At 56.6% G+C, this 22580-nt stretch carries 22 protein-coding genes; 6 read left to right on the forward strand and 16 right to left on the reverse strand.

The genetic code is table 11. The features are described from left to right. Nucleotides 1-73 precede the first annotated feature (73 nt). Both luxS and G9X48_RS15915 read left to right on the forward strand, forming a co-directional pair. Nucleotides 74-589, forward strand: coding sequence for an S-ribosylhomocysteine lyase (gene luxS, locus G9X48_RS15910; protein WP_004386442.1), 516 nt, complete (start codon nt 74-76; stop codon nt 587-589). A gap of 442 nt (nt 590-1031) precedes the next feature. Next, nucleotides 1032-3551, forward strand: coding sequence for an EAL domain-containing protein (locus tag G9X48_RS15915; protein ID WP_097582994.1), 2520 nt, complete (start codon nt 1032-1034; stop codon nt 3549-3551). Between the two features lie 49 nt (nt 3552-3600). Here G9X48_RS15915 and emrB read toward each other — a convergent pair whose 3' ends face one another. The 12 genes from emrB to G9X48_RS15975 all read right to left on the reverse strand — a co-directional run bounded on the left by emrB (nt 3601) and on the right by G9X48_RS15975 (nt 17225). Next, complete coding sequence (emrB, locus tag G9X48_RS15920; protein ID WP_004386444.1) at nt 3601-5139, reverse strand: multidrug efflux MFS transporter permease subunit EmrB; 1539 nt, start codon at nt 5137-5139, stop codon at nt 3601-3603. Between the two features lie 14 nt (nt 5140-5153). Then, nucleotides 5154-6329 (reverse strand): multidrug efflux MFS transporter periplasmic adaptor subunit EmrA, encoded by a 1176-nt coding sequence (gene emrA, locus G9X48_RS15925; protein WP_097641778.1) that lies wholly within the window; start codon nt 6327-6329, stop codon nt 5154-5156. 139 nt (nt 6330-6468) lie between these two features. Next, on the reverse strand, nt 6469-6999 hold the full coding sequence (gene mprA / locus G9X48_RS15930; protein WP_004386446.1) for a transcriptional repressor MprA: 531 nt from the start codon (nt 6997-6999) through the stop codon (nt 6469-6471). A gap of 537 nt (nt 7000-7536) precedes the next feature. Beyond that, complete coding sequence (locus tag G9X48_RS15935; protein WP_004386448.1) at nt 7537-8721, reverse strand: MFS transporter; 1185 nt, start codon at nt 8719-8721, stop codon at nt 7537-7539. A gap of 483 nt (nt 8722-9204) precedes the next feature. Then, nucleotides 9205-10200, reverse strand: a complete 996-nt coding sequence (gene proX / locus G9X48_RS15940; protein ID WP_007894633.1) for a glycine betaine/L-proline ABC transporter substrate-binding protein ProX — start codon at nt 10198-10200, stop codon at nt 9205-9207. A gap of 54 nt (nt 10201-10254) precedes the next feature. Further along, nucleotides 10255-11325 carry a glycine betaine/L-proline ABC transporter permease ProW gene (proW, locus tag G9X48_RS15945; protein ID WP_097641779.1) on the reverse strand — a complete coding sequence of 357 codons (1071 nt, stop codon included), beginning with the start codon at nt 11323-11325 and terminating at the stop codon, nt 10255-10257. Further along, nucleotides 11318-12520: a glycine betaine/L-proline ABC transporter ATP-binding protein ProV gene (gene proV / locus G9X48_RS15950; RefSeq protein ID WP_097641780.1), complete on the reverse strand. Its 1203-nt coding sequence runs from the start codon at nt 12518-12520 to the stop codon at nt 11318-11320. The genes proW and proV overlap by 8 nt, the downstream gene beginning before the upstream one ends. 354 nt (nt 12521-12874) lie before the next feature. Beyond that, a complete protein-coding gene (gene nrdF / locus G9X48_RS15955) occupies nt 12875-13834 on the reverse strand; it encodes a class 1b ribonucleoside-diphosphate reductase subunit beta (protein WP_097641802.1) in 960 nt (319 codons plus the stop codon). A 12-nt stretch (nt 13835-13846) separates the two neighbouring features. After that, nucleotides 13847-15997 carry a class 1b ribonucleoside-diphosphate reductase subunit alpha gene (gene nrdE / locus G9X48_RS15960; protein WP_097641781.1) on the reverse strand — a complete coding sequence of 717 codons (2151 nt, stop codon included), beginning with the start codon at nt 15995-15997 and terminating at the stop codon, nt 13847-13849. Beyond that, the gene (gene nrdI / locus G9X48_RS15965) at nt 15979-16380 is read right to left on the reverse strand and encodes a class Ib ribonucleoside-diphosphate reductase assembly flavoprotein NrdI (RefSeq protein WP_007870329.1); all 402 of its coding nucleotides are present in this window, start codon (nt 16378-16380) and stop codon (nt 15979-15981) included. Before nrdI ends, nrdE begins: the two co-directional genes overlap by 19 nt. After that, nucleotides 16377-16622 carry a glutaredoxin-like protein NrdH gene (nrdH, locus tag G9X48_RS15970; RefSeq protein ID WP_004386455.1) on the reverse strand — a complete coding sequence of 82 codons (246 nt, stop codon included), beginning with the start codon at nt 16620-16622 and terminating at the stop codon, nt 16377-16379. Before nrdH ends, nrdI begins: the two co-directional genes overlap by 4 nt. 276 nt (nt 16623-16898) lie before the next feature. Continuing rightward, nucleotides 16899-17225, reverse strand: coding sequence for a DUF883 family protein (locus G9X48_RS15975; RefSeq protein ID WP_004386456.1), 327 nt, complete (start codon nt 17223-17225; stop codon nt 16899-16901). 160 nt (nt 17226-17385) lie between these two features. Here G9X48_RS15975 and G9X48_RS15980 point away from each other — a divergent pair, with 160 nt between their 5' ends. Next, nucleotides 17386-17730 carry a DUF2002 family protein gene (locus G9X48_RS15980; protein ID WP_004386457.1) on the forward strand — a complete coding sequence of 115 codons (345 nt, stop codon included), beginning with the start codon at nt 17386-17388 and terminating at the stop codon, nt 17728-17730. 11 nt (nt 17731-17741) lie between these two features. On the opposite strand, the gene G9X48_RS15985 is transcribed toward G9X48_RS15980, so the two are convergent. Continuing rightward, complete coding sequence (locus G9X48_RS15985) at nt 17742-18197, reverse strand: L-alanine exporter AlaE (RefSeq protein ID WP_007870324.1); 456 nt, start codon at nt 18195-18197, stop codon at nt 17742-17744. Nucleotides 18198-18201: 4 nt separating this feature from the next. Next, a complete protein-coding gene (locus G9X48_RS15990) occupies nt 18202-18399 on the reverse strand; it encodes a hypothetical protein (RefSeq protein ID WP_097641782.1) in 198 nt (65 codons plus the stop codon). 311 nt (nt 18400-18710) lie between these two features. On the opposite strand from G9X48_RS15990, the gene G9X48_RS15995 reads away from it, so the two are divergent. Further along, complete coding sequence (locus G9X48_RS15995) at nt 18711-19019, forward strand: hypothetical protein (RefSeq protein WP_063265386.1); 309 nt, start codon at nt 18711-18713, stop codon at nt 19017-19019. Between the two features lie 108 nt (nt 19020-19127). On the opposite strand, the gene G9X48_RS16000 is transcribed toward G9X48_RS15995, so the two are convergent. Beyond that, complete coding sequence (locus G9X48_RS16000) at nt 19128-19307, reverse strand: hypothetical protein (protein WP_004386460.1); 180 nt, start codon at nt 19305-19307, stop codon at nt 19128-19130. 225 nt (nt 19308-19532) lie between these two features. Between G9X48_RS16000 and G9X48_RS16005 the strand changes: the two genes are divergently transcribed. Together G9X48_RS16005 and G9X48_RS16010 are read left to right on the forward strand one after the other, a co-directional pair. Then, entirely contained in the window at nt 19533-19691 is a 159-nt protein-coding gene (locus G9X48_RS16005; RefSeq protein ID WP_004386461.1) for a YqaE/Pmp3 family membrane protein, read from the forward strand. A 342-nt stretch (nt 19692-20033) separates the two neighbouring features. Further along, nucleotides 20034-21911: a methyl-accepting chemotaxis protein gene (locus G9X48_RS16010; RefSeq protein WP_032987812.1), complete on the forward strand. Its 1878-nt coding sequence runs from the start codon at nt 20034-20036 to the stop codon at nt 21909-21911. 124 nt (nt 21912-22035) lie between these two features. On the opposite strand, the gene G9X48_RS16015 is transcribed toward G9X48_RS16010, so the two are convergent. After that, nucleotides 22036-22404 (reverse strand): STY0301 family protein, encoded by a 369-nt coding sequence (locus G9X48_RS16015; RefSeq protein ID WP_097641783.1) that lies wholly within the window; start codon nt 22402-22404, stop codon nt 22036-22038. Nucleotides 22405-22580 lie beyond the last annotated feature (176 nt).

Below are 22580 nucleotides of genomic sequence, written 5' to 3' on the forward strand. Positions count from 1 at the left end.
TCATAGATTCAGACCGGGCCCGCGAACATAAGTTCAGTTAAATTTAAAAAAATCACTACTCGGAGGTGATCAGATGCCATTGCTTGATAGCTTCACTGTCGACCATACCCGTATGGAAGCGCCTGCGGTACGTGTGGCGAAGACCATGAACACGCCGCACGGCGATACCATCACCGTGTTCGACCTGCGTTTTTGCGTGCCGAACAAAGAAGTGATGCCGGAAAAAGGCATTCACACGCTGGAGCACCTGTTTGCCGGTTTCATGCGCGATCATCTGAACGGCAACGGTGTGGAGATCATCGATATCTCCCCGATGGGCTGCCGCACCGGTTTCTATATGAGCCTCATCGGCCAGCCTGACGAGCAGCGCGTGGCTGACGCCTGGAAAGCGGCGATGCAGGACGTGTTGAAAGTCAAAGAGCAGAATCAGATCCCTGAGCTGAACGTCTACCAGTGCGGCACTTATGAGATGCACTCGCTGGAAGAGGCCCAGGAAATCGCCCGCCACATTATCGAACGCGGCGTAGGCGTTAACAGCAATGATGCGCTGGCGCTGCCGAAAGAAAAATTACAGGAACTGCATCTGTAAGCCGTCAAAATAAATAATGAAAAGGGAGCCTTAATGGCTCCTTTTTTATTATATGATTGCCGTAACGGTTATATTTACGCGCCACCTGGCGCCATCCGGGCGACTTAAAACAAATTTTTTTGTAAGCCTTAAAATAGGACCGCCAAATAAAATATCGGTTTTCAATCATTAACCCCTTAACGAATAGCCTGAGCAGCGTTGCAGATGCGTGGCGGGCCGCGTCCGGTCTTGCATATCGTCAGCGTCATGCGTTCAGGGGTAACACCGTGAATAATAATGATATCGCGCGCTGCGCAGATCTTTTCACGGACGTCATACTATTATCAAGGCTATTGCAGACTGGGAACGAGGAATGAGGGGTTTATTCAGACGCGGCGTTTCTGACTTATCCGGTAACGAGACGGGAAATACCACCCGTTTTATCCGACGAACATTACTTTTTATGGGCGCTCTGTTAGGGCTGTTTTTCCTGATAGCGATGCTTTCTCTTCTGCACATTGCGAATACTATCAACGAGCGCGCGGATGCACAAAGCCGTCATCTGTTATTAAAAGCCCTGCAAAATCGCCAGGATACGATAAAAACCACGCTTAATGACTACTCTGACTGGGGCGAGGCTTACCTGAATTTGCATCAGGCGGTCAACGTGACCTGGGCGTGGGACCGCGGAAATCTGGGCGCATCGCTCTATGAGATGTTCGGCTATGACGGCGTTTTTGTCGTTGATGGCAGCAATGCGACCCGCTACAGCGTTGTGAACGGCAAACTCAGTCACCAGAAAGTGGAGCACTGGACAGGCGCGCCGGTGTTGAGCAGTCTGCGCACCGCGCTTGATGCCTCCGATGGGGCTTGTGTCATCACGCCGATGGAATACCACGGCCAGCCCGCGCTGGTGGGGGCCGCCTGGATACGCAGCGGCGGGGACAAAAATGTTGCCGCTGAACCCGGCACGCCGTCGCTGCTGGTTTTTATCGATGTGCTGAGTGGCGCGGAGCTCGCGCAGATGGGCCACGAATATGGCATTGAGGATCTGCATGTGCGTAAACCCGGCGACGCATCGCCTGGCTACCGTGAGGTGACGCTGAGCCTGCCGCTTGGCAACGGCCACGTCACGATGGTCTGGCGCAGCGAAGATCCCGGCCACAACCTGATTGTCGTTATCCTGCCGCTGCTGATTTTCCTGATGTGTTTTACGGGGCTGGTCGCAGGTATTTCCATGCGTAACGCGCTCAATAAAGCGCGGCTCAATGATGAAAATGCCTTTTTGCTGGAGCAAAACCGGCTCGCGCTGGCTGCCAGCGAACGGCGTTTTCGTGATGTCGCGGAAGCGACCACCGACTGGATCTGGGAAACGGACGACGAGCTGCGCTTCACCTGGCTTTCCGAGCGTTTTCCGGTCATTACCGGCTATCGCATCGCCGACTGGTTAGGGCGGCGCGTCACCGAGTTTATTCAGGAGGACAGGGCGACGCTGGAAGCGTGGTTCCATCAGCCGGGGCACGGCGGACACCGCAACATGACCCACTGCCGCTATCTGTCCGCGCAGGGACATCAGCGCTACTGCAATTTGGTGGCGAAGCCCATCGCTACACCGGAAGGCGGGCTAAGCTTTCGCGGCACCGCGACCGACGTCACGCTTGAAGTCGAAGCGCAGGCGCGCGTGCAGTATCTCTCGCTGCATGATGAACTGACCGGCCTGCCTAACCGGGTGCGCATGAAAGAGTTTCTGGAAGGCAAACTTCAGTCGCGCCCGACGCGCGAGCATCCGCTGGCGATGATTAGCCTCGATCTCGATAAGTTTAAACCGGTTAACGATCTCTTTGGCCACGGCGTCGGCGACGAACTGCTGCATCAGGTTTCCGAGCGTCTGCGCGCCTGCCTGCGCGATTTCGATCTGGTGGCGCGTCAGGGCGGCGATGAATTTATCCTGATTATCCCGGATATCGAACGCAAGGAAGCGCTGGAGCAACTCTGCGCGCGCATTCTTGCCGAGCTCAACCGGCCCTTCAGCGTGCAGGATCATGAGATCCTCATCGGTGCCAGTATGGGGATCGCGCTCGCGCCGCAGGACGCGGTAAACGCGACCGATCTGCTGCGCTTCTCGGACATCGCGCTCTATAAAGCGAAAAGCCGCGGGCGCAACGGCTGGGTATTTTATAACGCCGATATGGCCGAACAGATTGTCCAGCGCCGCGAAATGGAGAACAGCCTGCGTGAAGCTATCCGCGAGCAGCAGTTCCGGCTGGTCTATCAGCCGCGCTATGACGTCAACGCTGAAAAGGTGGTGGCGGTTGAAGCGCTGTTACGCTGGCATCACCCAACGCTCGGGCTGCTGATGCCGGATCAGTTCATTCCGCTCGCCGAAGAGACCGGGCTGATTATCGCCATCAGCGACTGGGTGCTGAACGCCGCCTGCCGCGATGCGCAGCGCGACATGCCCGGGCTTTCTGTCTCCGTGAATATTTCGGCGATGGAGTTCCGAACGCCAGGGCTGGTGGAGCGGGTGCAGGAGGTGCTGAACACGACCGGGCTTGCGCCAGAAAGGCTTGAGCTGGAAGTCACAGAAAACGCCACGCTCTCAAACCCTGAGCAGAGCCTTGCGCTGATGAATGGCCTCAAAGCGCTCGGCGTGCGGCTGCTTATCGATGATTTCGGCACGGGCTATTCGTCGTTGAGCTACCTGCGCACGTTCCCGTTCGATGGCATTAAGCTTGATAAATCCTTTGTGGCGGGCATGCCGCACTCGGATAACGCCAACAGCATCGTGGAGAATATCATCGGGCTTGGCAAAGCGTTCTCACTCAGCATCACCGCGGAAGGCGTGGAGACGCCGGAGCAGCTGGCGCAGCTTAAAATGTATCAATGCGATGAAACCCAGGGATATCTGATGTGTCGGCCACTGCCGCTGGAGCGTCTCATCGCGCAATTGCGTAAGCAGGGCATGCCCCCCGCGAAGGAATAATCCGCATCAATAAAAAAGGCCCGCCAGTGCGGGCCTTTTTACAGAACCATCAGTGAGCGCCACCGCCGCCACCGCCCGCGCCGAAAGGCGGTCTCGCGAACCAGATAAGCCCGAGCAGGACGAGGAACACGCCCGCAGACGCCCAGAAAATCTCATTGGCGGAGATAATCAGCCCCTGGTTGGTAATCTGCTGCGCAATATACCCGGACGCCTGCTGCTGCGTCATTCCCATGCCCTGGAGCTGGTTATACATCTCCTGCGCGTTGGGGTTAAACGGCGTGACCGACTCGGTCAGCTGCGCGTGGTGCATCGATTCCCGGTTGGTCCACAGCGTCGTGGTTATCGAGGTGCCGATGGAACCTGCGAGCGTCCTTAAGAAGTTCGACAGGCTCGACGCCGCGGCCAGCCGCTCCGGCGGCAGGCCGGAGAGGGTAATAGTAGTGAGCGGCATAAAGAAGCACGCTACCGCGAAGCCCTGAATAAACTGCGGCCATGCCGACGCCCCGAAATCCATTCCCGGCTCGAAGGTATACGCGCGCCAGTAGAAGCACACCGCGTACATAATAAAGCTGAATGTCACCAGGCGGCGCATATCCAGCCGGTGCGCAAAGCGCCCGATAATCGGCGAGAGAATCACCGGGATTATCCCGACCGGTGCCGACGCCAGCCCCGCCCAGGTCGCGGTATAGCCGTAGACCTCCTGCAACAGCTGCGGCAGCAACACAATCGAGCCGAAGTAGAGCATATAGGCAAGACTGATACTCAGACAGCCGATGGTAAAGTTGCGCGATTTAAACAGCGAGAGATCGACAATCGGATGTTCGTCGGTCAGCTCCCAGACAATCAGGAAGCTCAGCGCCACTACCGCCACAACGGTCAACACAATGATTTCGGTCGAGTTAAACCAGTCGAGCTCTTTACCCTGGTCGAGCATCACCTGCAGGCAGCCGATGCCTATCACCAGCAGCCCCAGCCCCACGGCGTCGATGCGCCGCTGCTCGGTGCGGGTTTCACGCCCGCGCAGCGATTGCAGCGTCATCAACACCACGACGATGCCGATCGGCACGTTGATAAAGAATATCCAGCCCCAGTGATAGTTATCGCTGATCCAGCCGCCGAGAATGGGCCCGCAGATGGGGGCGACGATGACCGTCATCGACCACAGCGCCAGCGCGACAGAACGTTTGGCGGGCGGATAGTTGCTCAGCAGCAGACTCTGAGAGAGCGGAATCAGCGGCCCGGCCACGATCCCCTGAATCACGCGGAAGAAAATCAGCATGTTCAGACTGTTTGAGACGCCACAGGCCCAGGAGGCAATCGCGAACGCGATAGTCGACCAGACGAACAGCTTCACCTCGCCGACGCGCTTCGCAAGCCAGCCGGTCAAGGGAATCGAGATGGCGTTTGCCACCCCGAAGGAGGTTATGACCCAGGTGCCCTGGCTTAACGAGGCACCGAGGTTACCGGCGATCGTCGGGATCGCCACGTTCGCGATGGTGGAATCCAGCACCTGCATGAAGGTGGCAAGCGAAAGGGCGATGGTCATGACGACCAGTTGCGCCCCTTCAAGCGGTTTACGTTGCTGCATACAACCTCCGCCGGTTAACCCGCGTTCGCCTGCACGATATCGTTAATCAGCTTGTTCACCGGCTCCAGCGCGATTTCGCGCGCGTTGCTCTGGTACGCAGGCTCAGAGCGCGTCTGGGTCGCGAGGACGCCGCCGTCGCGGTTGGTGGTATCGACTTTCACCAGCATGGACAGGCCGATGCGCAGCGGATGCTGCTCCAGCTGTTTCGCGTCCAGCTCGATACGTACCGGCAGACGCTGAACCACTTTGATCCAGTTACCGGTGGCGTTCTGCGCAGGCAGCAGGGAGAAGGCGCTGCCGGTGCCCATATCGAGGCCGACCACTTTACCGGTGTACTCCACGTCATCGCCGTAGATATCGCTCACCACGGTAGCCGGCTGGCCGATGCGCATATGCGCCAGCTGGGTTTCTTTAAAGTTCGCGTCCACCCACAGACCGCTCGACGGAACGATGGCCATCAGCGGCGTCGTCGGGCTAATCTGCGCGCCGACCTGAACAGAGCGGCGCGACACATAGCCGGTCATCGGGCTGACGATTTTGGTACGCTCAAGCGCAAGCCAGGCGTTGCGCACTTCGGTGGCGGCCTGTTGCACCGCAGGCTGGTCTTCAAGCTTCGTGCCGAGGATCATCGCCTGGTTGGCGTTGTACTGCTGGATAGCGACATCCAGCTGCGCCTGGGCGCTCGCGACCGCATCGCGGGCATGCTGCAGTTCTTCACGGCCAATTAAATTCGCGCTGCCGAGCGGCACGCGGCGGTTTAAGTCGCTCTGCGCCTGCGCCAGTGCGGTTTTCTTAACCTCAATATTCGCGGCGTACTGCTTGCTGTTAATCATCAGCTGTCGGGTCTGACGTACGCTTGAGGCCAGTTCCGTTTTCGCTTTCTCAAACGCCTGCTGGGCGTCGGTCGGGTCGAGCGTCACCAGCACGTCGCCTTTTTTCACAAAGTCGGTGTTCTCCACCCAGACTTTGGTGACGCTGCCGGAGACCTGCGCCATGATTTGTACCTGATTCCCGGCCACGTAGGCGTCATCGGTCTCTTCAAAATGACGCGCCACTAAAAACCAGTAAACGCCATACGCCACGGCAATAACAACAAAGAGCAAGGTTAATAACAGCAGGGCGCCTTTGCGTTTGCCCTTTTTGTTACTGACCGGTTGCTGCGGGGTGGTGTTCTCCGCATTTGCGCTCATGTTTATCTCCACGTTCTTATTGTTGTTGTCGGCGATAGCCGACCTCTGTTGTCAAAAAGGCCAGCATGAAAATGCTGGCCTGTCAGTGTAGCGGTTTCCTTGCAACGGCACGTTTGCGAAACGAGCGCTTATCGGCGCGTTAGCGAACGGCCTCAAGCAGCGTATTGTCCTCTTCCATCTGGTCGAGGCGGTCGAGCAATTTGCGGGTTATCTGCTCAAGCTGCTCTTTTTCCTGGCTGTTTAAAGAGGACCAGAGCAGATGCAGGCAGTGATGCTGCGGCGGCAGTACCTGACGTAAGAATTCCTGACCTTTCTCGGTCAACTGAAGATGCAGGCAGCGGCGATCGTTATCGCTTTCACGACGCTCGATCCAGCCGCGTTTTTCCAGCTCATCGGCAATACGGGTGGCGTTCGTGCGCGACGATCCCAGTGCGCAGCTCAGCTCGCTCGGCTGAATGCTGTGATTCTCCTGCGATTCCAGGGTCAGCAACGCCATAAACAATGTCTCGTTAATCCCCTGAGCCTTCAGCATTTTATTGCGGTTTTCCAGCAGCTTGCCCTGCATGTGCATGCACAGGCGAGTCAGGAGAATTTCCTGGTACGGAAAATCCTCATAGCGACTGGCGCGAAATTTAAGCATCTGTTCAATGGGCGTAAACGAACTATCCATTTGGGTATAACCTCATTAATTGCAGCCGATATAATAACGACGGTAACAAATCATGTAAATCTATTATTCAGATGAATCATTAATGGCTACGTTACCGTCATGAGCTTCCGGGCTATTCCATACCCGGAGCGCCCGCCGCCTGCGACCTGGCGGGCAGAATATGAAATCGACGACCCCTGCGCGGTATGCGTATCGGCGAAAAACGGTGCGGGTCGGCGGTCGTTCATATAAGCGACAGAAAAGTAAAAAGTGGATTCGGATGATGTCAAACCAGACGGTAGCGAGCACAAACGCGGGATAACAGCCACGGACAAGCCGCTGAAAAATGATGGCAAAGTTTCGCTTATGCTCCCTGCCAGCGAAAATGCGCGAGGAGGCAGGGAGGGGCTTAAAGGTGTGGGTATATCCATATACGTTTTTGATATATTACCGAAGTTAAAATCACTCGAATAAATAACTCCGCATAACCTTAACAGAGTGTTACCGCCCTTAACACCCTTCGCAGGCATTCAGGACGGCAAAGGTGCGACGCAGACCTCACTCTGTCCCGCTATGACGGTGATAGCCGCACCACCACACTACCAGATTTAGTAGGGCGATAATGGCACCTGCGGCGCAGACACCGTTCCATCCCGCGTGTTGCCACGCCGAGGCGGAGATAAGTGAACCCGCCGCGCCGCCAATAAAGTAGCTGGTCATATAACCGGCGGTAAGACGGTTACGGGCGTCCGGGTGGATGCGATAAATCACGCTCTGGTTGGTGATATGTACGCCCTGTACCGTAAGATCGAGCACCAGAATGCCGATGATGAGCGCGATAACCGAAAACTGTCCGAACGCCACGGCAATCCACGACAGCAGCAGCAGGACCAGCCCCCAGGTCGTGGTGAGGTGCGCTTTGCCTTTATCGACAAAACCGCCTGCCGGACGCGCGCCAAGTGCGCCTGCCGCACCCGCCAGGCCAAACAGCCCAATCACGCCGTCTGAGAAATGAAACGGCGCGCCCGCCAGTAAAAACGCCATCGATGTCCAGAGAATGCTGAAGTTGGCGAAGGTGAGGCAGCCCAGCAGCGCGCGGGTGCGCAGCAGTTTATCGCGGGTAAACAGGCGGAAGATGGAGCCGAGCAGTTGCGGATAGTTAAGCGTACTGGTCTGCCTGACGACAGGCAGGCCGCGCCAGAGCGCCAGCGCCATAACGGCCATCAGCACCGTCGCGACCCAGTACACCGTGCGCCAGCCGCCGAGGTTTGCCAGCGCGCCGGAAACGGTACGCGCCAGCAGAATGCCGAGCAGCAGGCCGCTCATAATAGTCCCCACGACCTTACCGCGTTTTTCCGGCGCGGCGAGCGTGGCGGCAAGCGGCACCAGGATTTGCGCCACGACGGAGAACAGGCCGGTCAGCGCGGTGCCCAGAATCATCATCGCGAGCGTATGACTGCTCGCGGTGATAAGCATCCCGGCGGCGGCCAGCAGCGTCATCACCACGATCATGCGGCGGCGTTCAAACATATCGCCGAGCGGCACCAGAAACAGCAGCCCGAAAGCGTAGCCGAGCTGGGCGGCGGTGACGATAAAGCCCGCCTGGTTAGCGGTAATGGCGAACGCGTGGGCAATGGTGTCGAGCAGCGGTTGAGCATAGTAGTTGCTCGCGACCACAAGCCCGGTAGCGACGGACATCAGTACCGTCAGCGATGTGCTAAGTCCTTGAGTCTGTTTGGTCATAATGGTTCTGTATTGTTATCCAGAGAGGCGGGAAAACGCTTGCCGAAAGCCATTATGATAACGGAACCGCATCGTAGCGCCAGAATGTTGGGGATTTGTTAAGTGTCGGATTGTGCGTTTTGGGGCGGTGGGTGCGCTGCGCTTACCCACCCTACATCAAAGCAGCGATTCCATTTGCAGGGCGGGTAAGCGAAGCGCACCCGCCATTAAAACAAAACACCTACCCGGAAGAAGGGATGTTACGCCCAGGGCGGGTAAGCGAAGCGCACCCGCCATTAAAACAAGACACCCACCCGGAAGAAGGGATGTTACGCGTAGGGCGGGTAAGCGCAGCGCACCCGCCGTTAAAACAAGACACCCACCCGGAAGACACGATATTACCTGTAGGGCGGGTAAGCGAAGCGCACCCGCCGTTAAAAATACACCCGCCGTTAAAACAAAACACCCGCCGGGTGGCGGGTATTATCTCTCATCGCAAAGCGCTTACTTCTGCGCGGCCAGCGCTTCCTTGATCCAGCCATCGAACTGCTGCTGGTGGGCTTTAATCCAGCCATCCACATGGCTTTCGATATCCGCCTCGCTCGCTCTGCCGCTGTGCATCATCGCGTTCTGGGCGTTGATATCGGTAATCGGCAACTTCATTACCGCGAACAGTTTCGCCGCCGCCGGGTTCTTCTCCGCCCAGGCTTTATTCGCCACAATGTGCATTGTATTCACCGGGAAGCCGAAGTTATTGCCGTTTGAAAGTTTAGTGTCGATATCCTTTTGCTCGCCCGGCAGGGACGAGAACGGCACCTGCAGCCACACCACATCTTTACCCGGCTTCAGCACGTCGCTCACCCAGTACGGCGTCCAGGTGTAATAGAGCACCGGTTTACCTTCTTTATAACGCGCAATGGTATCGGCCATCATCGCCGCGTAGTTGCCGTGGTTCACGGTCACGGTGTTTTGCAGGCCATACGCCGTGTTCTGATGGTTAATCACCGCCTCGCAGCCCCAGCCAGGCGTACAGCCCATCATGTCCGCTTTGCCGTCGCCGTTGCTGTCGAACAGCTTCGCGAGCTTCGGATCTTTCAGTTGCGCGATATTGGTAATGTGATATTTCTCGGCCGTTTTACGGTCAATCAGATACCCTTGCGCCGCGCCCGTCACATAGGTGCCTTCACGGTAAAACTTCTTGTCGCCGCCTGCGGCCGCGTACATATCGTCATGCAGCGGCTGCCAGTTCACGGCGGTAAAGGTAGCGTCGCCGGAGGCAATCGAGGTGTAGCCGACGTTGTAATCCACTTCGCTGGTTTTATTCACGGTATAGCCGAGCTTCTCCAGCGCGCGGCTCACTAACCGCGTCTGAAAGCTCTCTTCGGAAATTGTGCTCTGCACCGGCTGGACGGTAATGCCTTTGCCCGGCAGATCGGCGGCAAAGGTGCTGGTGGTAACGAGTGTGGCAAAGGCTGTGGCGAAAAGAACAGAATGTCGCATCGTTATTCCTTTTATTCAGATGAGGGAAAGCGGGCGGCCTGCGCCGCCAGCGCTTTATTTAATGAATGGACGGGTGATAAGACCAAGCGGGCCGCTGGCGTACCAGCGACGGTTGCCGCGGCTGCGGGCGTCGCGGCCCACGGCCTGCGTCAGCCGGTCGAGAATAATGGCGAGGATAACAATCCCTACGCCGCCGACCGTGGCAAGCCCCATGTCGAGGCGGCCAATACCGCGCAGTACCATCTGGCCCAGCCCGCCGACGGCGATCATCGAGGCGATCACGACCATAGAGAGAGCCAGCATCAGCGTCTGGTTAATTCCCGCCATAATGGTGGGCATGGCCAGCGGCAACTGTACTTTAAACAGCATCTGGCGCGGGCTGGAGCCAAACGAGCGCGCCGCTTCGATAAGATCTTCCGGCACCTGGTTAATCCCGAGGATCGTCAGGCGCACTACCGGCGGCAGGGCGAAGATAATCGTTACCACCACGCCCGGCACGTTGCCGATGCCAAACAGCATCACAATCGGCACCAGATAAACAAACGCGGGCGTCGTCTGCATCGCATCCAGCAGCGGGCGAATAATTTTCGCCGCGCGTGGGCTACGCGCCAGCCAGATCCCAAGCGGCAGGCCAATCACCACGCAGAACAACAGCGCGGTCAGCACCAGCGCCAGCGTCACCATCGCCTGCGACCAGGCGCCAATGGCGCCGATGAGGATCAGCGATACCAGGGTCGCAACACCCATACCCGCGCCGGAAATCTGCCAGGCGATCAGCGCGAACAGGATAATCGCCACCGGCGCGGGCATCCCCAGCAGCAGTTGCTGGAAGGCGTTCAGGATGTAATCCACCGGCACGCGAATGCCCTGGAACAGCGGGCGGAAGTGCGTCACCACCCAGTCGATGCCTTCCGTCACCCAGCGGTCAAGCGGGATCAGCGTGTTATGGAACGGGTCCATAATGTTGAAATGCTCGGGCGCAGGCGCGGGCGCGCTGTTCAGCCAGTCGGTGGAGCCGCTCTCGGGCGCAGGCGTCGGGCTGCCCCAGGCGTCTGCGCTGCTGGCGCTGTTCGCGGCGGCGTCAGCGGCGCCGGTATCCCACGGATTTTGCGTCTGATCAGTCATTGGTGGCCCCCTCGCGATCTAAAGCTTTCAGCAATACCCCTTTTGAGATAACGCCCACATACTGTTGCTCGTCGCCGACGACCGGGACGGCGCACGGCGCGACCCCAACCGGCGAGAGCAGTTCGCTTAACGGCGTGTCGGCGCTTACCGCCGCGGGCGTCTCCAGCAACGCGCTGTCCAGCCCCTGGCCTGCCGCCAGCGCCGCTTTCAGGGAATCGACAGACACGGTGCCGACAAAGCGGTTGCCGCGCTCGACGACATAACCAAATTCGCGGTCTTCATCCTGCAACAGCTTGATGGCCGAACGTGGGCCGAAACCTGGCGTTTTACGCAACAGGCCCGCCGGGCTGCGGCGCGCGATATCTTTCGCGCTAAAGACCTGGCTAATATCGACACCGCGGAAAAACGTGCGCACATAATCGTTCGCCGGATTATTCAAAATTTCATCCGGCGTGCCGACCTGCACCACTTCGCCGTTTTGCATAATCGCGATGCGATCGCCAATTCGCATGGCTTCATCCAGGTCGTGGGAAATAAACACGATGGTGCGCTGGTGGCGCGACTGAAGCTTAATTAATTCATCCTGCATTTCACTGCGAATTAACGGATCGAGCGCCGAGAAGGCTTCATCCATTAACAGGATGTCAGGGTTAATGGCCAGCGCGCGCGCAAGCCCGACGCGCTGGCGCATTCCGCCTGAAAGTTCATCGGGATACGCGTGGGCGTAATTCTCAAGCCCGACCTGGCGCAGAGCGTCAAGCGCTTTTTCCTGACGCTCTTTTTGCGGCACGCCAGCTAATTCCATGCCGAAGGCGGTATTATTTAAAACCGTCATATGCGGCATTAGCGCAAATGACTGGAATACCATCGCTATCTTTTTCTTGCGCACCTCGCGCAGCGCGGCGTCAGATATTCTGGCGATATCCTCGCCGTCAATCAGCACCTGGCCGCGGGTGGGTTCAATCAGGCGATTGAGAAGGCGAACCATAGTGGATTTACCCGAGCCGGATAACCCCATGATCACAAATATCTCGCCTTCTTCAATGGCCAGAGTGGCGTCTTTTACGCCGACAGACAGCCCGGTCTTTTCCAGTATTTCGGCTTTTGAAAGCCCTTGTTCAATATATTTAAAGGCCCGCTGTGGGTGCTCTCCAAATATTTTATATAGATTCTTAATTTCTAATTTAATTGCCATGCAATAGCGTGAGTCCTGTTATATTTTGCCGTTAAGATGATTCCTGCAGGAAATAGTTACCGGGGCATACCCTAGCATACTGAGATTCTGAGACAACCCTCAATTTCCGCAATGTGAGGTGAATTGCGTCGCCGAATTGCGATTATTTCCCGCTATTGCTGGGCTGAGCGGCAATGAATGAAGTGTGATATTTTTGCGGCCAGGTGTCGAAATGGCGGGTGAATCGGCGTGATTCACCCGTGAGAGTCCGGAAATAGCAGTCAGGAATGTCGCAGAGATATTTTCGTGGATTTTACAATTTTGCAGCAAATAATTCTGCGAAATTTATAGCGATTATTTGCGCCTGAGGGCGAATTAAAAATCCCAGTCTTCGTCTTCGGTTTCCACCGCTTTGCCCATGACATAAGACGAGCCAGAGCCGGAGAAAAAGTCGTGGTTTTCATCGGCGCCGGGGGAGAGGGCGGCCAGAATCGACGGGTTCACCTGCGCCATTTCCGGCGGGAACAGCGCCTCATAACCGAGATTCATCAGCGCTTTGTTAGCGTTGTAGCACAGGAACGCGCTGACATCGTCCACCCAGCCGACGTCACGATACAGCGCCTCGGTGTACGCAAGCTCGTTATCGTAGAGTTCCATCATCAGATCCAGCGCGAAAGTTTTGAGCGATTCGCGGCGCGCGTCGTCCACCTGCGCCAGTGCCTGCTGATATTTGTAGCCGATGTAATACCCATGTACCGCCTCGTCGCGAATGATAAGACGAATCAGATCGGCGGTATTGGTGAGCTTGCCGCGGCTCGACCAGTACATCGGCAGATAAAAGCCGGAGTAGAACAGGAAGGATTCCAGAAACACGCTCGCGATTTTCTTCTTCAGCGGATCGTCCTCGCGATAGTGCGCAAGGATAATCTGCGCTTTGCGTTGCAGCGGCGCGTTCTCTTCACTCCAGGCGTAGGCGGCGTCCACGTCCGGCGTCTGGCAGAGCGTGGAGAAAATCGAGCTGTACGAGCGCGCGTGTACCGCCTCCATAAAGCTGACGTTTGAGAGCACCGATTCTTCGTGCGGCGTCAGCGCGTCGGCCATCAGCGCGGGCGCGCCCACCGCGTTCTGAATGGTGTCGAGCAGCGTCAGCCCGGTAAAAACGCGGATGGTCAGCTGCTGCTCGCCGGGCGTTAAGGTCTGCCAGGCCGGAATATCGTTTGAGAGCGGCACTTTTTCCGGCAGCCAGAAGTTACTGGTGAGCCGGTTCCACACCTCCAGATCTTTTTCGTCCTGAAGTTTATTCCAGTTAATGGCGCTAATACGGCTTAAACGGATCATGGTGTTTCCTCACAGGGCGCAGGAGACGCAGCCCTCAATTTCGGTGCCTTCCAGCGCCAGCTGGCGCAGTCGAATGTAATAGAGCGTCTTGATGCCTTTCTTCCAGGCGTAAATCTGCGCTTTGTTGATATCGCGCGTGGTGGCGGTATCCGGGAAAAAGAGCGTCAGCGACAGCCCCTGATCCACATGGCGCGTCGCCTCGGCGTAGGTGTCGATGATTTTCTCGGGGCCGATTTCATACGCATCCTGGTAGAGCGACAGATTCTCGTTAGTCATAAACGGCGCGGGGTAATAGACGCGGCCGATTTTGCCTTCCTTGCGGATTTCGATTTTCGAGACGATCGGGTGGATGCTTGACGTCGCATGGTTGATATACGAGATAGAGCCGGTCGGCGGCACCGCCTGGAGGTTGCGGTTATAGAGCCCGTGATGCATCACGTCGTCGCGAAGCGCACGCCACATCTCTGGCGTCGGCAGCGTAATGCCCGCGCGCGCGAATAATTCTGCGACCCGCGCGGTGCGCGGCGTCCATGTCTGCGTAAGGTATTTGTCAAAGTACTCGCCGCTCGCGTAGCGCGACGCTTCGAACCCTTCAAACCGCTCGCCGCGCTCGCGCGCCAGTTTCATCGACGTGTTCAGCGCATGCCAGGTGACGGTATAGAAATAGAGATTGGTGAAATCGAGCCCTTCCGGCGAGCCATAAGCGATGCCTTCGCGCGCCAGATAGCCGTGCAGGTTCATCTGCCCAAGCCCGATGGCGTGGGATGCGGCGTTACCCGCTTCAATCGACGGCACGCTGCGGATATGGCTCATGTCAGACACCGCCGTCAGCGCGCGTACCGCCACGTCCACCGTCCGGCCGAAATCGGGCGAATCCATGGTATGCGCGATATTGAGCGAGCCGAGATTGCAGGAGATATCGTGGCCTGTAGTCGCGTAATTAAGGTTTTCATCAAACGTGGAGGCGCTGTTGACCTGCAAAATCTCCGAGCACAGGTTGCTCATGTTAATGCGCCCGGCAATCGGGTTGGCACGGTTCACCGTATCCTCAAACATGATGTACGGATAGCCGGATTCAAACTGAATCTCCGCCAGACGCTGGAACAGCTCGCGGGCGCTGATATAGCGCTTGCGGATACGCTCGTCTTCCACCAGTTGTGAATACATCTCGCTGACGCTGATATCGCCGAACGGCTTGCCGTAAATACGCTCCACGTCATAGGGCGAAAACAGCGCCATCTGCGCGTTGGCTTTCGCCAGCTCAAAGGTGATGTCGGGGATCACTACGCCGAGCGAGAGTGTTTTGATGCGGATTTTCTCATCGGCGTTTTCACGTTTGGTATCGAGAAAACGCAGGATATCCGGGTGATGCGCGCTCAGATAGACCGCCCCCGCGCCCTGGCGCGCGCCGAGCTGGTTGGCGTAAGAAAAGGCGTCTTCCAGCATTTTCATCACCGGGATAACGCCGGAGGACTGGTTTTCGATGCGCTTAATCGGCGCGCCCGCTTCACGCAAATTCGAGAGTGAAAACGCCACGCCGCCGCCGCGTTTGGAGAGCTGGAGCGCGGCGTTTACCGCGCGGCCGATAGACTCCATATTATCCTCAATGCGCAGCAGGAAGCAGGAGACCAATTCGCCGCGCTGCTTTTTCCCGCAGTTCAGGAACGTGGGCGTGGCGGGCTGGAAGCGGCCGCTTAAGATTTCATCGAGGATCTGGCGCGCCAGCGTTTCATCGCCGCAGGCGAGCGTCAGCGCCACCATGCAGGCGCGATCCGGGAAGTGCTCCAGATAGCGCTTGCCGTCGAAGGTTTTCAGCGTGTAGCTGGTGTAAAACTTCCACGCGCCGAGAAACGTTTTAAAGGTAAAACCGTAGCGCTGTGCCTCATCAAACAGCCCGGCGACGAAACCCGCGTCGTAGCGTTTGAGGACATTCTCATCGTAATAGCCTTCGCTTACGAGATACGCCAGACGCGCGTAGGTGTCGGGAAACGTCACCGAGCGCGGTGCCACATGCGCGGTTATAAACGCCGCCACCGCCTCGCGGTCTTTCTCAAACTGGATGCGTCCGTCGGCGTCGTAAAGGTTGAGCATCGCGTTCAGCGCGTGATAGTCCGGCGGCGTTTGCAGCACGGCATCGCCGGTTAATGTTGTCGTTGCCAAAATTCGCTCACTCCCTTACGCACGTTATCGATATCTTGCCCGGTGCCCATCAGCTCGAAGCGATAGAGAAACGGCACCTGACATTTATGGGCGATGATGTCGCCAGCGCGACAAAACCCTTCGCCGAAATTACGGTTGCCTGCGGCAATCACCCCGCGCAGCAGCGCGCGGTTGTGTTCATCATTAAGAAACCGAATCACCTGGCGCGGTACGGCACCGGCGGTGCCGCCACCGCCGTAGGTCGGCACCACCAGGATGTAAGGCTCGTCTGCCCGTAGCCGCTCGCGGTCTTCCAGCGGAATTCGCGCCGCCGGCAGCCCCAGACGCGCGATAAACCGGTGGGTGTTTTCCGAGCGGCTGGAGAAGTAAATGAGCCTGGTCATGCGTTCGCCGCAAGGGAGTCCGCGCGCAGGCGGTTAATCATGTCCGGGCGAAAACCACTCCAGCTCAGGGAATCGGTCATCACGACCGGTAACTGGCGAAAACCCTGCGCGCGCAGCGTGTCGATGGCTTCCGGCTGCTCGTCGAGATTGATGGTGTCAAACGCGATCCCGCGGCTTTCCAGCGCGCGTTTAGTGGCGTGACACTGGACGCAATCATTTCTTGTGTAAATAGTTATGCGCATGATTCGTATTCTCATCAATAGATTAAAATCCCCACAGCGAGGCAGTGAAGATTGGGGTTGCCTGATAAGAAAGATACTAGATGTAGTTATAATAAGTTTCAACTACGCAATATATAGGGTTTATGGAGAAAGACGTGTCAACGCCGCGCAGACACAGGCAGGACGCCATTCAGGCACAAGAAAGATTTTTTGAGAGGAAGAAGGGCAGAGAAAGGACTTACAAGACGCCGTTCCCCGGCAGCGCCGGGGAAAAGGCATTGAACCGTGCTTCAGAGGTTAGCGGCGGGTAATCAGCAGCGCGCCGAGGAAGATCCCGACCGCTGCGCCGATACCCAGGCTGCTCAGCGGGCGCTCGCGCACAAAGGTGCTCGCGCAGCTCACCGCGTCACGGGCCGCCTGAGAAACCTGGCTTCTCCCGTGCATACGGGCGCGGGTTTCGCGCAGCAGCGATTCTGCTTTACGGCGCGCCACGTCCGCTTCGCCTTTGGCATCGCTGCCCCAGGATTTGAGTACGCCTTCCAGCGTATCGGCAAGGCGGCTAATGTCCTGGTTAATCTCATCCACACCAGCGTTCACGTCACTACGGGTATTTCGGTTAAACATAACGCTCTCCCTTTTGTGTTTACTTAATAACAGTATAGAACAAAATGTGAGCCGTCTCGGCGCGTGGGGCCGTCAGGAGGCGTTTCTGGACTTTTCCGAAAGCCCTGCTATTCCTCCTAATGTAAGGTTTCCCCGCAGCTGAAGCAGATGAGGAAAATTTATGTATTTACGACCCGATGAGGTGGCGCGCGTCCTGGAGAAAGCCGGATTTACCATGGATGTGGTAACGCCAAAAACTTATGGTTATCGTCGCGGCGAGAATTATGTCTATGTGAATCGTGAAGCGCGGATGGGGCGCACGGCGCTGGTTATTCACCCGACGCTCAGAGAGCGCAGCCAGTCGCTGGCGGACCCGGCTTCAGAAATGAAAACCTGCGATCACTACCAGCAGTTTCCGCTGTGGCTTGGCGGGGACGCGCAGGAGCATTACGGCATCCCGCTGGGATTCAGCTCCCGCATGGCGCTGGAGCGTTATCTGAACGGCTTATTTGGCGAACCGCAGTAAACCGTCCCTTCTCAGGCCTGCGCGCTGACCGGCGCAGCGGGGCTTACCCGGAACAGACGGCGGCAATAATCGAGGAAATACCCGTAGGCCGCCCCCATCATCATCGACACCACAATATTGGAGCTTACCGCGGTGATAATCTGCGGGATATCCGCGCCGACAAACAGCAGGATGGCGGCGTACACGGGCGACTGAAAAGTAATGTAGGCGATAACATCTGCCAGATTTTTCACCAGGCGGCCCTTACCCACACGCGCGGCAAGGCGCATCACGGCGTCACGGTAAAGGCCATACGGCCAGGCAATCACCATATTGACCGGTATCGCCACCAGGCGTGACGAGAGCGATTGTTCGAAGCTCATTCCTGAGACGAATATTTCAATCATCATCCCCACGACGGAGCAATACACTACCATGGCAAACGTGTCCGCTACGGCGTGACGCAGGCGAGAATGCGGCGAAAACATCGAATTAAGCTCCTGGCTCATCAACAGGGAAAACGGGAAGGTAAAGGCTATGCTGGCGATATGCCTTGCATTTTGCGTTGATGATAGAGTATATGGCTGGATTATTGCTTTCAATTAGCGATAAATTTTTATTTATTGCCGCTTTGTCCATAAAATCCTCTGTAAATTCAAAAACGTGCGGCGCTTCGCTATTTTTTCGCACTCGTTATCATTTTTATATTTAGTTTCAATGAGTTATTTTTTCTCTGGCAAACGTATTGCTTCGCCTGCGGCAGAGAATTTTTTGCCAGGCGTTTTTGGGTTTGTCGTGGAGTTTTCCATAGCGTCTGCGTGAAAATTGCAGCTTTTTATGCTGTTCTGACGTGAGGTACAGGCAGGTGCCATGGGAAGGATTTATCGGTGCGATGAATATGATTAGCCCGCCGTAAAACAGGTTTAACCATTATTCAGCCCAACTCTGTGCGTGCTGTCGGATAATGCCCGTCATGCTTTCTACGGGGATTAACTATCATCATGGACGCCATTAACGACGTGTTATATCAGGTTGAACGGGGCATTATGGCGCTCGTTCGTGAAGGGGATTTGCGCAAAAAATTGCGGCGATTCTGGTTTGAATCGCTTATCGACATATCGCCCGCCGCACTGCCAGAAGCACTACAGCGCGAGCTGCATATGCTTCGCGCGCCTTTCAGCGCTGTGCAGGCGCGCCCGGTCGCGCAGTGGAGTGAGAACGAGGTTCAGCAGTGGCTTAAAGCTGTCCTGGGGTTTTATCACAGGCTTAGTGAACAGGCGTTCAGAGAAAATGCGGGGCAGAAAATGTAAGGCGGATGCACTTCGCTTATCCGCCAGACGTAAAACCGAAGGGTGGGTAAGCAAAGCGCACCCACCGTGAAACGCCGCTACCGCACTTACAACCGGTGCGGCCGCAGATCAACACACCCCGAAATCGCCGTCTTCTTTATACAGCGCCACATCGGCGGCTTTCAGCGTGACTTTCTCACCCTGCTCGTCATCCGGGCGCACCGCGACAATCTGATCGCCATGCACTTCGATAACTTTCAGTTTCGGGCCGCCCAGACGCGGTTGAACGATATCGCCTGCTGCAAACATCATGACCTCCTTTATTCATAGGGTTTCTGTAACAGTAGCCCACCACCGCGTTCACCGACAACCGCAATCCCGCGCTTTGTTGGCAAAATGTTAATAACTTATCTTCTGTATAGCCGCGTTAGGCCAGGTAAAGTCCTGTATGGCGGGTGGCGCTTTGTCTTTCAGCGACTAAACTTAATAAAAATAAGCGACTTACAACACCTGCAAAAAACTACAGGAGTAACTATGGGATTCTGGAGAATCATTTTTACCATCATTCTGCCGCCGCTTGGCGTACTGCTGGGGAAAGGTGTCGGTGGGGCGTTCCTTATTAACATCCTCCTGACGCTGCTGGGCTATTTCCCGGGGCTCATCCACGCCTTCTGGGTGCAAACCAAAAACTAATCCCTCTTTTAAGAAACCCGCTATGGCGGGTTTTTTTATGCATGATTTCTGCCATTTTTTCCCGCCCTTTTCCCGTTTCAACCTTACTGCGAAACCGCTCACGATTTAACCGCTGTGTTGGATTTTAATTGCATACAAAACGTGCGGATTTACTCACGCTTAACAATATTTTAGCGAATGAACTGTTTTAATCGAAACTTTTGCCGATAACAGAGGGGCAGAGAGGCGTTTTTCTCTGAATAACTTGAAAAATAGAGATAAAAAGAGGCCACCATGGGGATCCTGTCAACATTAATCACGGGTCCAGGACGGACATTTTCGGCGCAAAGCCCCCGTAGCGGTGTGTATCGCTGTAATAAATTACCTACATCGTTACGTGACGCGGGCGTGCCGGATAAGCCGGGCATCTTGATGGTATTTGTACCGCCCAACGCGGATTTTCATGCTGTCAGTCAGGTCTGGCAGCGCTTCGCCACGCCGGAACGCACCGTACTGGTGCTTTCCTCCACCGGCACGCTGTGCCAGCAGGATAAAGCGACGGTCTATTGCTCGTTGGAGAGCGACGAGGGGAGCTGGCTGCTGCTCCCTAAAGGGCTGATCGGCCGCCACGAAGTGCATTCTGTCGATCTTCATACCCGCATTCCGGGCGCGGTACAGCGCGTGCAGGCGATTTCACGCGATCTCAGCGCACTCGACGTGAAGATGTCGTTAAGCGCAGACCGCACCTTTGCAATGATCTATTGCGACGGGCTCGCCGCCTCGGAAGGGTTCCTGATGCAGGCCTGGTATAAATCCGGGCGTTTCCCGTGCCTCGCGGTTGGCGGGGCGGCGGGCGGCAAGCTCGATTTCAGCGGCACCTGGATGAGCGTTAATGGCCGGATGATGGATGGCCGCGCGATTGTCATCCTGTGTGAAATGGCACCGGGTAAATCTTTCGCGCCGTTTAAAAGCCAGAACTTCCAGCCGACCGACAAAAGCTGGCTGGTGGCGCAGGCCGATCCGGTCGCGCGTACCGTCACGTCGCTGTTCGACGCCAAGGATCATCAACAGCCCATTACGTCGTATCTGGCAAGCCAGCTCAACTGCAAACCGGATCAGCTGGCGCAGGCGCTGGAGGGGTATACCTTCGCGGTAAAAGTGGGCGATGACTTCTTTATTCGTTCCGTGGCGCAGATAGAATCCTCACAGATCCGTTTTTTCTGCGATCTGGAGTTTGGCGACAGGCTGTATCTGATGAAAGCGACCGATTTTGTCGCGCACACGGAGCACGACTGGCAGGCGTTCACGCGCCGTTACGGTAAACCGTCCGGGATGCTGCTTAACGACTGCGTACTGCGCCGGATGAACAACCTGGCAACGCTGCCGCGCGCCGATTTCTTTCGCAAGATCCCGGCGGCGGGCTTTTCAAGCTTTGGTGAAATTCTTGGGGTGCCTATCAACCAGACGCTCTCCGCGCTGGTGTTTTTCGATAAGCCCAATCAGGCGATGAGCCAGTTCCCGGTGGAATACGCGGCTTACGCGGCACACTACGCGCAACGCACGCTGCGCCGCTGGGAGGCGATGCACCGTATGCAGTCGCAGGTGATTGAGCAGGTCATCAGCTATCAGCAGGAGCTGTCGCCGCTGCTCTCCACGCTGCCGCTGCTGGAGCACGCAACGTCGCAGCAGACCGAAACGCTGGATATCGCGCAGGGGAATATCCGCTCCATGAGCAATGCCGCGCGCGACACCCGTGACGCGCAGGACAGGCTGGAGCAGGGCTTAAGCGATCTGGAGACCATTTCGGCGGGGATCACCAAAATCACCAGCGGGATCCGCTCTATCGCCGATCAGACCAACCTGCTGGCGCTCAACGCCGCGGTGGAGGCGGCGAGAGCCGGTGAATCCGGGCGCGGTTTCGCGGTGGTGGCGGGCGAAGTGCGCCGTCTGGCGCATCTGTCACGCGAGCAGGCGGAGGCAACGGCGCACAGCATCAACGAGTCTGTTGAGACGATAGCGCGTATTCGCCAGGTCACCACGGAAACGGTCAGCGCGACCCAGACCATGGCGGACCGCAGTATCGAAGCCGCGGATCGTATCGCCTCGATGAGCGAGCAGACCAGCGAAGAGCGCGAAAACGTCGCCCAGAGCCTGGGCCGCCTGAAAGTCGTCGCGAAAGGGATGGACGCGATGCAGGAGGCGGTCGCGCAACTGCGCACGTTGCAGGAGCTGGCGAAGTAGATTTAAGTCCGTTCTGAAAAGCGCGGTGTTTATATAAAAGTGAGACGGGATAACACCCTCTCGCTTTTTTTATCGGTTTCGTCGGCGGGCGTTACTCTTCTTCGCCAGGCGGGGCGGGAAGGCGTTATTCACAAAACGCGTAAAACCGTGTGCTATTCTCCCTTGATCTGGCTTTACATTGATTCGCGCTATCCGGCACCTTTAATTCCACGGTCTTAGAGGTGTTTTCATAACGGCATACCAGCCAGAGCGGTAAACCCATTTTCTTTCCGTAAGACTGATATTCTTTCAGCGTCCAGACCATGCGGTTGTCATTATCAGGCATCAGCTCACCCTGTTTTTCCGGCGGCCCCTGAAAAAGGCTGGAATCATTTAAACGGTGCGTGATTAACGCATTCGGTAACGTGTTCGGGCATGCTATTTTTTCGGCACAGGCAGCGCCAGAAAAGATAAGCACAGCCGTACTCAGCAGTAATATTTTATTCCACGACATAATAATTATCCCCGTTTTTTTCCGCGCGCGGCGCATGCCGGAAATAAATTGTACGCTGGCTGACGGGGTGGGGTGAGTGATTATTGGGTAGTTGTTTTCTGAATATGCCTTTAGCGAAGAGAAGAAACAGTATGCTATGCAGTATCAAGACAGACGGGACAAACGTTATCAGGAAG

This window comes from Cronobacter sp. HA18006 (assembly GCF_011605445.1).
Lineage (GTDB): Bacteria > Pseudomonadota > Gammaproteobacteria > Enterobacterales > Enterobacteriaceae > Cronobacter > Cronobacter sakazakii.

Coding starts and splice junctions, on each gene's coding strand:
- G9X48_RS16015 (WP_097641783.1), bottom strand. CDS start 22,404: ATGTCGTGGAATAAAATATTACTGCTGAGTACGGCTGTGCTTATCTTT.
- G9X48_RS15935 (WP_004386448.1), bottom strand. CDS start 8,721: ATGACCAAACAGACTCAAGGACTTAGCACATCGCTGACGGTACTGATG.
- G9X48_RS16005 (WP_004386461.1), top strand. CDS start 19,533: ATGGGATTCTGGAGAATCATTTTTACCATCATTCTGCCGCCGCTTGGC.
- nrdI (WP_007870329.1), bottom strand. CDS start 16,380: ATGACCAGGCTCATTTACTTCTCCAGCCGCTCGGAAAACACCCACCGG.
- proW (WP_097641779.1), bottom strand. CDS start 11,325: ATGACTGATCAGACGCAAAATCCGTGGGATACCGGCGCCGCTGACGCC.
- emrB (WP_004386444.1), bottom strand. CDS start 5,139: ATGCAGCAACGTAAACCGCTTGAAGGGGCGCAACTGGTCGTCATGACC.
- proV (WP_097641780.1), bottom strand. CDS start 12,520: ATGGCAATTAAATTAGAAATTAAGAATCTATATAAAATATTTGGAGAG.
- G9X48_RS15995 (WP_063265386.1), top strand. CDS start 18,711: ATGGACGCCATTAACGACGTGTTATATCAGGTTGAACGGGGCATTATG.
- luxS (WP_004386442.1), top strand. CDS start 74: ATGCCATTGCTTGATAGCTTCACTGTCGACCATACCCGTATGGAAGCG.
- G9X48_RS15980 (WP_004386457.1), top strand. CDS start 17,386: ATGTATTTACGACCCGATGAGGTGGCGCGCGTCCTGGAGAAAGCCGGA.
- proX (WP_007894633.1), bottom strand. CDS start 10,200: ATGCGACATTCTGTTCTTTTCGCCACAGCCTTTGCCACACTCGTTACC.
- mprA (WP_004386446.1), bottom strand. CDS start 6,999: ATGGATAGTTCGTTTACGCCCATTGAACAGATGCTTAAATTTCGCGCC.
- emrA (WP_097641778.1), bottom strand. CDS start 6,329: ATGAGCGCAAATGCGGAGAACACCACCCCGCAGCAACCGGTCAGTAAC.
- G9X48_RS15915 (WP_097582994.1), top strand. CDS start 1,032: ATGGGCGCTCTGTTAGGGCTGTTTTTCCTGATAGCGATGCTTTCTCTT.
- G9X48_RS15985 (WP_007870324.1), bottom strand. CDS start 18,197: ATGTTTTCGCCGCATTCTCGCCTGCGTCACGCCGTAGCGGACACGTTT.
- nrdH (WP_004386455.1), bottom strand. CDS start 16,622: ATGCGCATAACTATTTACACAAGAAATGATTGCGTCCAGTGTCACGCC.
- G9X48_RS15975 (WP_004386456.1), bottom strand. CDS start 17,225: ATGTTTAACCGAAATACCCGTAGTGACGTGAACGCTGGTGTGGATGAG.
- G9X48_RS16000 (WP_004386460.1), bottom strand. CDS start 19,307: ATGTTTGCAGCAGGCGATATCGTTCAACCGCGTCTGGGCGGCCCGAAA.